Origin of the sequence: Rhodococcus sp. HNM0563, assembly GCF_012726195.1 — a bacterium.
GTDB lineage: Bacteria > Actinomycetota > Actinomycetes > Mycobacteriales > Mycobacteriaceae > Rhodococcus.
Genome location: NZ_JAASAF010000012.1, coordinates 48,101 through 59,966 on the forward strand (window position 1 = coordinate 48,101; position 11,866 = coordinate 59,966).

13 protein-coding genes and 2 tRNA genes are annotated in these 11,866 nt (G+C 67.2%); 12 read left to right on the plus strand and 3 right to left on the minus strand.

What is annotated here, in order from left to right:
* Positions 1-19: 19 nt before the first annotated feature.
* From HCA61_RS23005 to HCA61_RS23020, 4 genes are all read left to right on the plus strand, one after another.
* Positions 20-862 (plus strand): heme ABC transporter ATP-binding protein, encoded by an 843-nt coding sequence (locus HCA61_RS23005; RefSeq protein WP_247274677.1) that lies wholly within the window; start codon positions 20-22, stop codon positions 860-862.
* Positions 863-994: 132 nt separating this feature from the next.
* Positions 995-2,002 (plus strand): hypothetical protein, encoded by a 1,008-nt coding sequence (locus tag HCA61_RS23010; protein WP_169690515.1) that lies wholly within the window; start codon positions 995-997, stop codon positions 2,000-2,002.
* A 2-nt stretch (positions 2,003-2,004) separates the two neighbouring features.
* Positions 2,005-2,259 (plus strand): DUF5703 family protein, encoded by a 255-nt coding sequence (locus HCA61_RS23015; RefSeq protein ID WP_169690516.1) that lies wholly within the window; start codon positions 2,005-2,007, stop codon positions 2,257-2,259.
* A gap of 40 nt (positions 2,260-2,299) precedes the next feature.
* Positions 2,300-3,364, plus strand: a complete 1,065-nt coding sequence (locus HCA61_RS23020; protein WP_169690517.1) for a quinone-dependent dihydroorotate dehydrogenase — start codon at positions 2,300-2,302, stop codon at positions 3,362-3,364.
* Between the two features lie 95 nt (positions 3,365-3,459).
* Here HCA61_RS23020 and HCA61_RS23025 read toward each other — a convergent pair whose 3' ends face one another.
* Positions 3,460-4,002 carry a YbhB/YbcL family Raf kinase inhibitor-like protein gene (locus tag HCA61_RS23025; protein WP_169690518.1) on the minus strand — a complete coding sequence of 181 codons (543 nt, stop codon included), beginning with the start codon at positions 4,000-4,002 and terminating at the stop codon, positions 3,460-3,462.
* Positions 4,003-4,043: 41 nt separating this feature from the next.
* A complete protein-coding gene (locus HCA61_RS23030; RefSeq protein ID WP_169690519.1) occupies positions 4,044-5,396 on the minus strand; it encodes a M20/M25/M40 family metallo-hydrolase in 1,353 nt (450 codons plus the stop codon).
* Between the two features lie 118 nt (positions 5,397-5,514).
* Here HCA61_RS23030 and HCA61_RS23035 point away from each other — a divergent pair.
* Positions 5,515-5,600: transfer RNA gene (locus HCA61_RS23035), tRNA-Leu, on the plus strand.
* Positions 5,601-5,811: 211 nt separating this feature from the next.
* Positions 5,812-5,897: transfer RNA gene (locus HCA61_RS23040), tRNA-Leu, on the plus strand.
* Between the two features lie 65 nt (positions 5,898-5,962).
* On the opposite strand, the gene HCA61_RS23045 is transcribed toward HCA61_RS23040, so the two are convergent.
* The gene (locus HCA61_RS23045) at positions 5,963-6,208 is read right to left on the minus strand and encodes a PLDc N-terminal domain-containing protein (protein ID WP_169690621.1); all 246 of its coding nucleotides are present in this window, start codon (positions 6,206-6,208) and stop codon (positions 5,963-5,965) included.
* Positions 6,209-6,303: 95 nt separating this feature from the next.
* On the opposite strand from HCA61_RS23045, the gene HCA61_RS23050 reads away from it, so the two are divergent.
* The 6 genes from HCA61_RS23050 to HCA61_RS23075 all read left to right on the plus strand — a co-directional run bounded on the left by HCA61_RS23050 (position 6,304) and on the right by HCA61_RS23075 (position 11,841).
* Complete coding sequence (locus tag HCA61_RS23050) at positions 6,304-7,779, plus strand: SDR family NAD(P)-dependent oxidoreductase (RefSeq protein ID WP_169690520.1); 1,476 nt, start codon at positions 6,304-6,306, stop codon at positions 7,777-7,779.
* Positions 7,780-7,917: 138 nt separating this feature from the next.
* Entirely contained in the window at positions 7,918-8,286 is a 369-nt protein-coding gene (locus HCA61_RS23055; RefSeq protein ID WP_169690521.1) for a universal stress protein, read from the plus strand.
* Between the two features lie 18 nt (positions 8,287-8,304).
* The gene (locus tag HCA61_RS23060) at positions 8,305-8,697 is read left to right on the plus strand and encodes a DUF2784 domain-containing protein (protein ID WP_169690522.1); all 393 of its coding nucleotides are present in this window, start codon (positions 8,305-8,307) and stop codon (positions 8,695-8,697) included.
* Between the two features lie 9 nt (positions 8,698-8,706).
* Positions 8,707-9,951 (plus strand): saccharopine dehydrogenase NADP-binding domain-containing protein, encoded by a 1,245-nt coding sequence (locus HCA61_RS23065; RefSeq protein WP_169690523.1) that lies wholly within the window; start codon positions 8,707-8,709, stop codon positions 9,949-9,951.
* 270 nt (positions 9,952-10,221) lie between these two features.
* Positions 10,222-11,169 (plus strand): sulfite exporter TauE/SafE family protein, encoded by a 948-nt coding sequence (locus HCA61_RS23070; protein ID WP_169690524.1) that lies wholly within the window; start codon positions 10,222-10,224, stop codon positions 11,167-11,169.
* Between the two features lie 72 nt (positions 11,170-11,241).
* Positions 11,242-11,841 (plus strand): hypothetical protein, encoded by a 600-nt coding sequence (locus tag HCA61_RS23075; RefSeq protein WP_206040468.1) that lies wholly within the window; start codon positions 11,242-11,244, stop codon positions 11,839-11,841.
* Positions 11,842-11,866 lie beyond the last annotated feature (25 nt).

An 11,866-nucleotide genomic window follows, 5' to 3' on the forward strand; every position in this document is an offset into this window, starting at 1 on the left:
CTCCTCTCCTGGCGCCTCGATACTCGGCCGGTTGCGTGGCCGCCGCGATCTACCCGAGCGATCCGCGCCCGGTTCCGTGACGCTGCGCGGCAGCGGGGTCCGGGTGCAGCGTGGTGAGCGTGCGATCCTGCACGGCATCGACTTCGAGGTCCGCGTCGGCGAGGTGGTCGCGCTGGTCGGCCCCAATGGCGCGGGTAAGTCGACGCTGCTCGCCGCGCTGACCGGCGACCATCCGCTCAGCGGCGGGCACGTCGAGGTCGACGGACGGGATCTCGACGGGTGGACTCCCCTCGCGTTGGCGTGGCGACGCGCCGTGCTGCCGCAGCAACACACCGTCGGTTTTCCGTTCACGGCACGGCAGGTGGTGCAGATGGGCCGAGCCGCGTGGGCTCGTACGGACCGCCGGGATGCCGACGCCGAACTCGTCGATGCCGCGTTCGCGACCTGCGACGTGGCGCATCTCGCCGATCGCCCGTTTCCCGCTTTGTCCGGTGGTGAACGGGCCCGGGTCGCGTTGGCGCGGGTGCTCGCCCAGGACACCCAGACGCTACTGCTGGACGAGCCGACCGCGGCACTCGACATCGGGCATCAGGAAACGATCATGCAGGTGGTGCGGTCCCGCGCCGATCACGGCCACGCGGTAGTGGTGGTGCTGCACGACCTCGGCCTCGCCGCGGCGTACGCCGACCGCATCTGTGTGCTGGAGAAGGGCCTTCTCGTTGCTGACGGCAGCCCCGGCGCGGTGCTCACCGAGGAACTGCTCAGCCGCGTCTACGACTATCCGGTGCGGGTCAGCGCTCACCCGGAGACCGGGACTCCGCTCGTGTTGCCGCATCGGGACCGGTCTGCACCCACGCTGTGAGCGCCGCGTCACACCTGGGGTGACCGGCAGGAGGCGCCTGCACTCATGGGATGGCGATCGGGAACACTGGATGGCGGCGCTGCCGTCCAGGGCACTGCCACAGTCACAGCACGACAGCGAGGAGCGACGACGATGGGTGGACCGGTGATGCGCAGCGCCGCGGTGGTGATCGGGCTCGCGGTGACTCTCGTCGCCGGATGTTCCTCGTCCGACGAGGCAGCCGAATCGGTACCGACCCGTGAACCGGCCACCGCCGCAGCGGCACCGGAAGTGAGCAGCACCCCCGCCGGGACCGTCACTCCCCTCGCGGAGTCGGTCGAGGCGATGGTCATCGCCCCCGGCACCAGCGTCGTCGCCGCTCTTGTCGACGACGGTCGGAAGATACTGCTGATCGACGACGCGGGCGCAGCCCCCCGTGAGGTCACGCTGCCCGCGGCCGCGGCGACGGTCTCCCAGGGCCCCGAGAGCAGCGTGCTGGCTCCCGCCGCAGGCGCGGTCTCACAGATCGACGCCGGCACCGGAACGGTCACCGAAGTGCCGGTCGACGGGGAAGCGCGCTCGGCTGCCGTCCTTCCCGACGGTCGCTGGGCGGTCGGAACCGCGGATGGCACTGTGCTCGTCGTCGACCCCGAGACCGGTGAGGTGGACTCGACGATCGGCGGGCTCGTCTCCGTCGACGCACTCACGGTCGCCGGTGGCACGGTTGCCGCGCTGGACCGTCACCAGACGTCCATCACCGAACTCGACCTCGAGGATTCGGATCTGCGCGTCGCATTGCGCGCAGGCGAGGGCGCGACCGAGATGACCAGCGACCCGTTCGGCCGCGTCATGGTCACCGACACCGACGGCGACGAACTGTTGGTCTATACCCTCGATTCGCTGGTCCTGCGGCAGCGGTATCCGGCAGGACCGGCGCCGTACGCGCTGGCCTACGACGAGAAGCGCGACCTGGTGTGGGTCACCCTGACCGGTAGCAACGAGGTCGTGGGCTACGATCTGTCGACCGGTATCCCGAGGGAACGCCACCGCTTCTCGACGGTGCAGCAACCCAACTCGCTCGCCGTCGATCCGGCAGATGCAGCACTGGTGGTGGCATCGGCGACCGGCGACGGACTGCAGAGGATCCCGGTCGAAGGGTAGTGATGGCAAGCGAGAATGCGAGCCGGTTCACCCGCCTCCCTGTGGGGTGGGACACCAGCAACGACGAGTACGACTACGTGCCGCTGAAGCTTCCGAAGGAAGTCTCGCGGATCAGTGCGTCGCTGCGGCTCGCGATCTCGGCCGAATTCCACGGCTGGGAGCTGACCCGGCTGCGGTTGTATCCCGACGGCAGCCGCCGGGTGTTGCTGCGGCGACGCAAGACCGGCCATCACGTCCCCGAACCCACCGTCCGCTGATCGTCTCCGGGCCTCCGCGCCCCTGTGCAGGGAGTTGTTCGTGTACCGCTTGCTTCTTCGCGTGATGTTCCTGGTGCCGCCGGAACGAATCCACCATGTGGTGTTCTTCGTGCTGCGTCTGATCACCGGCTTCGGGCCGACCCGCGCGCTCGCGTCGAAGATCCTCTCCGTCGACGATCCGGTGTTGGACAACACCGTGTTCGGTGTGCGGTTCCCGAATCCCGTGGGTATGGCAGCAGGGTTCGACAAGGATGCCAAGGGCGTCGACGCGTGGGGCCCGCTCGGATTCGGCTTCGCAGAAATCGGGACGGTCACGGCGCAGGCACAACCCGGTAATCCGGCACCGCGCCTGTTCCGGCTGCCGGAGGACCGCGCGCTGGTCAACCGGATGGGGTTCAACAACCACGGTGCCGGTGAAGCCGCGAATCATCTGCGGCAGCGCCGACGGACGGTGCCGATCGGCGCGAACATCGGCAAGACGAAGATCGTGCCCGCCGAGCAGGCCGCCGAGGACTACACCGCAAGCGCGCAACTGCTCGGCCCCCTCGCCGACTTCATAGTGGTCAACGTGTCGTCCCCGAACACCCCGGGTCTGCGGGATCTGCAGGCCGTCGAGTCCCTGCGGCCGCTGCTGCAGGCGGTTCTCGACACTGTGACAGTGCCCGTGCTCGTGAAGATCGCCCCGGACCTGTCCGACGAGGACATCGACGCGGTGGCCGATCTCGCCGTCGAGTTGAAGCTCGCCGGGATCGTCGCCACCAACACCACCATCCGCCGCGACGGATTGCATACGGACACCGCCCGAATCGAGGAGATCGGAGCCGGTGGCCTGTCGGGCGCTCCCGTGGCAGCACGATCGCTCGAGGTGCTGCGACGGTTGTACCAGCGTGTGGGAGATCGTCTGACCCTGGTGTCGGTCGGGGGAATCGAGACACCGGAGCAGGCCTGGGAACGCATCCTGGCCGGCGCGTCGCTGGTGCAGGGCTACACCGGGTTCATCTACGGCGGCGCGTTCTGGACGCGCCGACTCAACAAGGGACTTGCTCGCAAGCTGCGGGCCTCCGGCTACACCTCGATCGCGGATGCGGTCGGCGCTGGTCGCTGAGACCGCCGCTCCGCCCCACCGGCCGCCAGACCGGCCGAAGGTGACGTTCGGGCACGTGAAGTGCACGAATGTCACCTTCGGTCAGAGCGATCTTGCTACTTCACCTCGTAGGTACCGGTCAGCAGGCCGCGCGCGATGGCGTGCCCGAATACGTTGAAGCCGAGGAACGCCGGGCTGGCCTCCGGGCCGACTCCTTCGAGTGTGTCGACATCGAGGGCGTGCACGGCGACGATGTACCGATGGTGGCCGTGACCGGCCGGCGGGCCGGCTCCGATGAATCCGAATGCGCCGCCGTCGTGGCGCAACTGCACGGCCCCGGTCGGCAGAGCAGCAGAATCCGCACTACCTGCACCGGAGGGCAGCTCGGTGACGTCGGCCGGGATGTTTGCCACAGCCCAGTGCCAGAACCCGGACGCGGTAGGCGCGTCGGGGTCGAACACGGTCACGACGAAGCTCTTCGTCTCGGCGGGGAATCCCGACCACGACAGCTGTGGCGAGACGTCGCCGCCGCCGGGGATTCCGAACGCGCCGCTGGCCTGCGGAAGCTTCCACTGTCCGCCTTCGGCGAAGTCCTCGCTGGTCACCTGGAAGGTGGGCAGCTCGGGCAGGAACTTGTACGGGTCGTAGTCGAAGGCCATACCGGTCCTTTCGGGTTGTGTTCGGTGATCGGTTTCGGTGATCAGGAATGCATGAGGAAGTGTTCCATGACCCGCGTGCCGAAGCGCAGTGCGTCGACGGGTACACGCTCGTCGACACCGTGGAACAGGGCAGCGAAGTCGAGTTCCGGGGGCAGTTGCAGCGGCGCGAAGCCGAAGCACCGGATCCCCAGTTTGGCGAATGCCTTGGCGTCGGTGCCGCCCGACAGCATGTACGGCACCGTGCGTCCCAACGGGTCGTGTGCCTCGATAGCGGCGTTCATCGCATCGACGAGGTCGCCGTCGAACGTGGTCTCGTAGGAGTCGAGACTGGTGATCCATTCTCGGGTGACGTCGGGACCGATCAGTTCGTCGACGGTGCGCTCGAACTCGGCGCGGCGACCGGGCAGGATGCGGCAGTCGACGACGGCTTCGGCGGTCTGCGGGATGACGTTCGCCTTGTACCCGGCATCGAGCATCGTGGGATTGGCGGTGTCGCGCAACGTGGCACCGACGATCCGGGCGATCGACCCGAGTTTGGCCAGAGTGCCTTCGAGGTCGGGCGAGGTGGGATCGAAGTCCAGGCCGGTTTCCTCCGCCGCCGCAGCGAGGAATTCGGCGACCGAATCGGGGACCACGAGCGGGAACGTGTGGGTGCCCAGCCGCGCGACGGCCTGCGCGAGAATCGTGACGGCGTTCTCCTCGTGCAGGAACGATCCGTGTCCGGCGCGTCCCTTCGCGGTCAGACGCATCCATCCGAGGCCCTTCTCGGCGGTCTCGACCATATAGAGACGGCGTTGCGTCCCGTCGGGACGGGGAACGGTCAGCGAGAAACCGCCGACCTCACCGACGGCTTCGGTGATCCCCTCGAAGAGGTCGGGTCGATGCTGGACCAGCCACTGGGATCCGTAGGTGCCACCGGCTTCCTCGTCTGCGAGGAACGCGAAGACGAGGTCGCGCGGTGGGACGATGCCCTCGGCTTTGAAGCGTCGGGCGACGGCGATCATCATGCCGACCATGTCTTTCATGTCGACCGCTCCACGCCCCCAGACGTAGCCGTCTTCGACGGCTCCGGAGAACGGGTGCACGCTCCAGTCGGCCGGTTCGGCGGGAACCACGTCGAGGTGGCCGTGCAGCATCAACGCCCCGCGGTCGCGGTCGGCGCCGGGGAGCCTGGCGAACAGGTTGCCGCGACCGGGTGCACCGGATTCGACGTAGGTGGTCTCGTATCCGACCTCCTGCAGCTGGGACGCGACCCATTCGGCGCATTCCTTCTCGCCGCGGGTGGTGGCGAGGTCGCCGGTGTTGGACGTATCGAAGCGGATGAGCCGGGAGACGAGGTCGACGACCTCGGCTTCGGCACGGGACGGTGGATGCGCGCTCGACGTGGTGACCATGCCTGCATGTCTACCATCGAAGACGCTGTCGATCACTGCAGGTAGGGGTAGCGATTTGGGAGCTGGAGCGTGGTGCGTTAATCTTTCACAGCACCCGCCGGAGCGGGTGCAGGCATCAGTCCGAGTGGCGGAATGGCAGACGCGCTAGCTTGAGGTGCTAGTGTCCTATTAACGGACGTGGGGGTTCAAGTCCCCCCTCGGACACTCTGAGTCGAGACAGACGACGAAGGCCCCGAACCGATCAGGTTCGGGGCCTTCGTCGTTGCTGGGATGGGTGGCCGCCTCACCGACGGGCGGGATCGATACGACCCGAGATGGGCCTGGGCAGGCGAATTGGGGAACGGCACACTCATGCGCTACTGTTTTCGACAGCGCCCGCGAGAGCGGGAGTGCATCGCATGCCTGCATGGCATGGGTCCGAGTGGCGGAATGGCAGACGCGCTAGCTTGAGGTGCTAGTGTCCTATTAACGGACGTGGGGGTTCAAGTCCCCCCTCGGACACTCCGAACATGATGGCCCCGAACCTGATTCAGGTTCGGGGCCATCGTCGTCGGAGGCGAGGTTTCTCAGGAACGGCGTCCTGCACGGAAGTAACTGATCGGCCCGACGAAGTTCACGGCGATGATCAGGGCCCACTTCAGTTTGCTGCCCTCGACCTTCTCGGCAGGCCGCGTCGCGAGATCCACCCAGGCGCTCACGGCGAGTGCGAGCTGGATACTCGCGAGCGCGAGCACGCCAGCTCGCCGCCTCGGCGACATGTCGCTGAACCTCGCCTTGGTACCCGCGTTCCGCGCTGGTGCGGTCGAACTCATCATCCCTCCGAGGTGATCCTCCGGACACGAGCGGCGGACCTTCCGCGCCCACCCGATACCATTATCGGGCTTCACCACACACCGGAAAAGGGCACATGGACCCCCACAACGACATTGCAACGACACTCACCGACGCACTCGGACCCGAGCGGATCGATCCCGCCGACCTCGACACCTGCCTCCGTGTTCTCGATATGGCGGGCGGCTTCGCGGCCGATCACCCGGATGCGGTCACGGTTCAGCGCGCCGTCGGGCACATGTTCAAGAAGTTCAAGCGGCTCCGCCGCAACGAGCGACGCGACCGTAAGGCCGCGGCCGATCGCGAGGTGCTCGAATCCACCGCGACGGGGTCCCCTACCCGCATCGACGACGAGACCGCCGGTGTTCCGCTGACATCGTCGGTACGGGGCGCGAGCGCGGGAACGCTGCTGCGGCCGCGCGGCTGCTATGTCTGCAAGAACAAGTACACACAGGTGGACGCGTTCTACCACCAGCTGTGCCCGGAATGTGCAGCCGCGAATCACGCCAAGCGTGACGCCCGCACCGATCTGACCGGCAGGCGCGCGCTGCTCACCGGTGGTCGCGCCAAGATCGGGATGTACATCGCGCTGCGACTGCTGCGCGACGGCGCGCACACGACGATCACCACCCGCTTCCCGAACGACGCGATCCGCCGGTTCAGCGCAATGGAGGACAGCGCCGACTGGCTCCACCGCCTGCGGGTGGTCGGAATCGATCTGCGCGACCCGGCGCAGGTCGTCGCACTCGCCGACGAGGTCGCAGCGCAGGGCCCGCTGGACATTCTCATCAACAATGCGGCACAGACGGTGCGTCGCTCCCCCGGCGCTTATTCGGCCCTCGCCGAGGCCGAGTCCGCGGCACTTCCCGCGGGGCCTCGTCCTGAGGTCCTCACGTTCGGTAAACCGTCGGACGCTCATCCCGCCGCGCTCGCCGGGAGCCTGTCGGGCAGTGCGTTGTCACCGGAGGCGGTGTCGTCGCTGGCGATGGTCGCCGGATCGGCGACACCCGAGCGGATCGCCGCGGGCGTCGCGATCGACGCGGGCGGTCTACTTCCCGATCTTGTGCACACCAACAGTTGGGTGCAGACCGTGGGCGAGGTCGAGCCACTCGAGCTGCTCGAAGTGCAACTGTGCAACTCGGTGGCGCCGTTCATTCTCGTCGATCGGCTGCGCCCCTCGATGGCGTCGTCACCGGCACGCCGCAAGTACGTCGTCAATGTGTCGGCGATGGAAGGACAGTTCGCGGGCCGCAGATACAAGGGCGCGGGACACCCCCACACCAACATGGCGAAAGCCGCCCTCAACATGCTCACCCGGACGAGCGCCGAGGAAATGCTGAGCGACGGCATCCTCATGACCGCCGTCGACACGGGGTGGATCACCGACGAACGACCCCACCATACGAAGATCAGGTTGGCGGAGGAAGGCTTCCACGCACCGCTCGATCTGGTCGACGGGGCAGCGCGGGTGTACGACCCGGTCGTCCAGGGTGAGGCCGGCGTCGATCTGTACGGGTGTTTCCTCAAGGACTACGCGCCTGCGCCCTGGTGAGGGCGGTCCGGTGAGATCCGGCCGACACGACACCGCCGGCGGAGATCACTTCCACACAGAACGGATTCCGAATTCGCCGGTATCGGCCGCGATACTGGTACACAGTGGTCCATCTGTCCCACCGCGCATAGGAGCATCATGTCTGTCGCCGTCGTCCATGCCGATACCCCCGAGGGACGCGCCGCCCTGCGCGCCGGTGCCCGGGAAGCCTCCGACCGCGGGCAGACACTGCTGGTGCTGGCGCCCCTCGACGATCCCACCGACAGTGACGCGGTGGCCGCCGACGTCCGGGAGGTCCTCGGCGAGGGCACCTGGGAACTGATCACCGAGGTGCACAACGGTGATTCGGTCGGAACGGTCGTCGAGTTGCTCGCGCGTAGCGGCGCCGAGAGGGCTGTGGTCGGTAGCCGCGGCCGGACCGCGACCGGCAAGTTCCTCCTCGAGCGCGGGCTACAGCGCATGATCATCGAAGCGGCGGTTCCGGTACTCGTCGTGAAAGACGAGTGATCGCCTTACGCTGGTTGCATGGCATACCGGCTCCTCGCCGACGCCACTGCGTTCGTCCATCTGCTGTTCGTGCTCTACGTCGCGTTCGGCGGGTTCCTCACGTGGCGGTGGCCGCGCACGATCGTCACCCATGCGCTCGCGGTGATGTGGGGCGCCGGGTCGGTGATCATCGGGTTCGACTGTCCGTTGACGTCGGCAGAGAACTGGGCCAGGGGCAAGGCCGGTGAGTCGGGATTGCCCCCAGGTGGATTCATCGAGCACTACCTGACCGGCGTGATCTATCCGGAATCGGCATTGGGTTCGGTCCGTGCCGGTGTCGTTGTGTGCATCGTGGTGTCCTGGGCGGTGCTATGGCTACGCCACGGTCGTACGCGGGCGGGAAAGGCCGCACCGGGACTTACCCGACAGTAGGGTGGCGGCATGACTGTCTCACGCCATCTCGACGTCGTCGTCTACGGCGCCACCGGCTTCGTCGGCCGGCTCACCGCCGAGTACCTCGCCCGCCACCTGCCGTCCGGTTTGACAGTCGGCCTCGCCGGTCGGTCCCGCGACAAACTCGGTGCCGTCCGCTCGATGCTTCCGTCGGCTGCCGCCGACTGGCCCTTGATCATCGCGGATGCGGAAGACCCCGGCTCCCTCGCCTCGATGGCCGCCGAGACCCGCGTGGTGATCACGACGGTCGGCCCGTACGCCAGGTACGGCATCCCGCTGGTCCAGGCGTGCGCCGAAGCGGGCACCGATTATGTGGACCTCACCGGGGAGGTGCTGTTCCAGCGTGAAAGCATCGACCGGTTCGACGATGTCGCGCGCCGCACGGGCGCCCGTATCGTGCACGCGTGCGGATTCGATTCGGTTCCGTCCGATCTCGGTGTCCACGCTCTGCGTCGTGCCGCAGACGCGGACGGCGCCGGCGCACTGACCGACACCACGTTCGTCCTGACCTCGATGCGAGGCGGCGTCAGCGGCGGCACGATCGACTCGCTGCGCAACCAGATCGACGTGGTGCGCGGGGATCGCACCGCACGAAAGATCGCGGCGAGTCCCTACTCGTTGTCGCCCGACCGGACCCTGGAACCCGATCACGGCAGGCAGAGCGATGTCGCGCTGGTCGACGGCAAATCGATCGCTCCGGAGCTGGCCGGATGGAAAGCGCCGTTCGCGATGGCGTCGGTCAACACCCGGGTGGTGCGGCGCAGCAGCGCGCTCACCGACGGCACGTACGGACCACGGTTCCGGTATCGGGAAGTGATGAACGTCGGCTCGTCGATTGCGTCCCCGGTGATCGCCGGAGCCGTCGCAGCGGGGCTGGGTGCACTCGTGGCGGGCCTGTCGTTCCGCCCGACCCGATTCCTCCTCGACAAGGTGTTGCCCGCGCCCGGGGAGGGCCCGTCGGAACGAACCCGCGAACGCGGGTACTTCACCGTCGATCTGTTCACCACCACCGAAACCGGCGCCCGCTACACGGCGCGGATAGCTGCCGACGGCGATCCCGGCTACAAGGCGACCGCGGTGATGCTGGGTGAATCCGCGTTGTCGTTGGCAGTGGGAGGTTCGGCGCTGCATGCCGGCGGTGGTGTGCTCACCCCGGCGGTGGCGTTCGGCGATGTGCTGACCGAGCGGCTACGAGCGGCGGGCTTCGAGATCTCGACACGCCGCCTACCCTGAATCTTCGTACCGGCGTGGCTTCGGGGTAGCGGGGAGGTTATGCTCGATCGGTCGCCTGTCCGGCGACCGAAGTAGCCGATGAAGGATGGGCACCATGTACGCGATGAGCATCGAGACGGCTCCGGCCGCTCGGCTTGCGCTCATGGCGTTCTGGCCTACCCGTCGTGGCGCGTGCTTCGACTGCGAGTGTTGTTCCTGGATGTCCTTCTGAGCGGTGTCGCACCGCTCGTCGTGTTCGTCTAGGTTCCTTCCAGTCGCACGGAGCGATGCATGCTCAATCTCCTCGTTTTCACGTTGGTCGGTGTCGGCGCCCAGTTGGTCGACGGCGCCCTCGGCATGGCGTTCGGTGTCACCGCCACCACGTTGCTGATCTTCAGCGGTGTCGGTGCGGCGCACGCGAGTGCCGCAGTTCACCTGGCCGAGGTCGGTACCACCCTGGTGTCCGGTGTTGCACATTGGCGCTTCCGCAACATCGACTGGAAAGTCGTGCTGCGACTCGGCGTACCCGGTGCGATCGGTGCGTTCCTCGGTGCCACTGTCCTTTCGGGACTGTCCACGGAAGCGGCCGTGCCGGTCACCGCGACGATCCTGCTGATCATCGGCGTTTACGTGGCGTTGCGTTTCTCGGTGCGCCCGCCGGCCGTAGCCGATGCCCGTACCTCGCCGCACAGCGCGAAGTTCCTCTCGCCCCTCGGATTCTTCGGCGGTTTCATCGACGCGAGCGGAGGCGGTGGTTGGGGTCCGATCACCACCAGCACACTGCTTTCCCGTGGAAAGACCGCACCGCGCACCGTGATCGGCTCGGTCAGCGCCTCGGAGTTCCTTGTCGCGGTCGCTGCAAGTGTCGGCTTCCTGATCGGTCTGGGGCGCGAATCGCTCGACAACCTGCTCATCGTCGCGGGGTTGGCGATCGGCGGTGCGCTGGCGGCGCCGGTTGCGGCATGGCTGGTTTCCCGTGTTCCGGCGACCCTGTTGGGCACCGCGGTCGGCGGCGTCATCGTCGTGACCAATCTGTACAAGCTGTTCGACACATTCGAGGTGTCCAGCACCGTCGCCACGCTGCTCTACATCCTGCTCATCGCCGGGTGGATCACCCTACTGGTGGTGTCGTGGAAGCGTTCGAAGCTCACCGCCGCCGAGTCGTCGGGCGGTCTCGAGAAGCTCGAGGCCCCGACGCCGGCAGCGTTGCAGGAAGACCCGCAGGGCCAAAAAATCTAGCACGCACACTGACCGGACAAATCACCCACACCAAGATCAGCTCGGCGCAGCGCACCCGATAGCATTCGCCGCGTGAATCGACTCCGCCTCGCCGCCCTTCCCGCCGCCCTCGCTTGCGCGCTCGCCCTCGGCGCCTGCTCGTCCGACGACACGTCTACCTCCGAGAGCGGCAACGCCTCTGAGACGACCGATACCTCCTTCTCTGCGGAAGACGTCGGCATCGAGACGCTCGACGCCGACCTCCTCACGAAATTTTCCAGCTGCGACGACGTGTCCCCCGCCGTGGATCAGTACATCACCGGACTGGACGCCGACCCGGACAACGGTTCGAGCGACTACGGCGTGTACTGCACCTGGACGACGCCCGAGGCCGCCACGAGCTTCGACGACATCCGCACGGTCGAGGTCATGATCGAGACCGGGAACGGCGCCGTGTCGGACCCCTCGGTGCTCGGTACCGCAGGACTCGAAGTGCTCTCCGACAGCACCGTCGAATCGAATGGCGGCGTCGCCTACACAATGAATATGGGAACCGGCGTAGCCGGAATCACGGTTACCACCGTCGAATTCCCGGACGTGCGGGTCTCGATCACAGGCGGGCAGTGGGCCGACTTCCCCAGCTTGGACGGGCCTGCGGCCGTCGCCGCCGCCACGGAACTCCTCGGCCTCTGAACACGACCGGGTACCTGAACAAAAC

Excerpts from the sequence above, each read along its gene's own strand:
- HCA61_RS23010 (WP_169690515.1), top strand. The coding sequence starts at position 995 with ATGGGTGGACCGGTGATGCGCAGCGCCGCGGTGGTGATCGGGCTCGCG.
- HCA61_RS23015 (WP_169690516.1), top strand. The coding sequence starts at position 2,005 with ATGGCAAGCGAGAATGCGAGCCGGTTCACCCGCCTCCCTGTGGGGTGG.
- HCA61_RS23025 (WP_169690518.1), bottom strand. The coding sequence starts at position 4,002 with ATGGCCTTCGACTACGACCCGTACAAGTTCCTGCCCGAGCTGCCCACC.
- HCA61_RS23030 (WP_169690519.1), bottom strand. The coding sequence starts at position 5,396 with ATGGTCACCACGTCGAGCGCGCATCCACCGTCCCGTGCCGAAGCCGAG.
- HCA61_RS23045 (WP_169690621.1), bottom strand. The coding sequence starts at position 6,208 with ATGAGTTCGACCGCACCAGCGCGGAACGCGGGTACCAAGGCGAGGTTC.
- HCA61_RS23050 (WP_169690520.1), top strand. The coding sequence starts at position 6,304 with ATGGACCCCCACAACGACATTGCAACGACACTCACCGACGCACTCGGA.
- HCA61_RS23055 (WP_169690521.1), top strand. The coding sequence starts at position 7,918 with ATGTCTGTCGCCGTCGTCCATGCCGATACCCCCGAGGGACGCGCCGCC.
- HCA61_RS23060 (WP_169690522.1), top strand. The coding sequence starts at position 8,305 with ATGGCATACCGGCTCCTCGCCGACGCCACTGCGTTCGTCCATCTGCTG.
- HCA61_RS23065 (WP_169690523.1), top strand. The coding sequence starts at position 8,707 with ATGACTGTCTCACGCCATCTCGACGTCGTCGTCTACGGCGCCACCGGC.
- HCA61_RS23070 (WP_169690524.1), top strand. The coding sequence starts at position 10,222 with ATGCTCAATCTCCTCGTTTTCACGTTGGTCGGTGTCGGCGCCCAGTTG.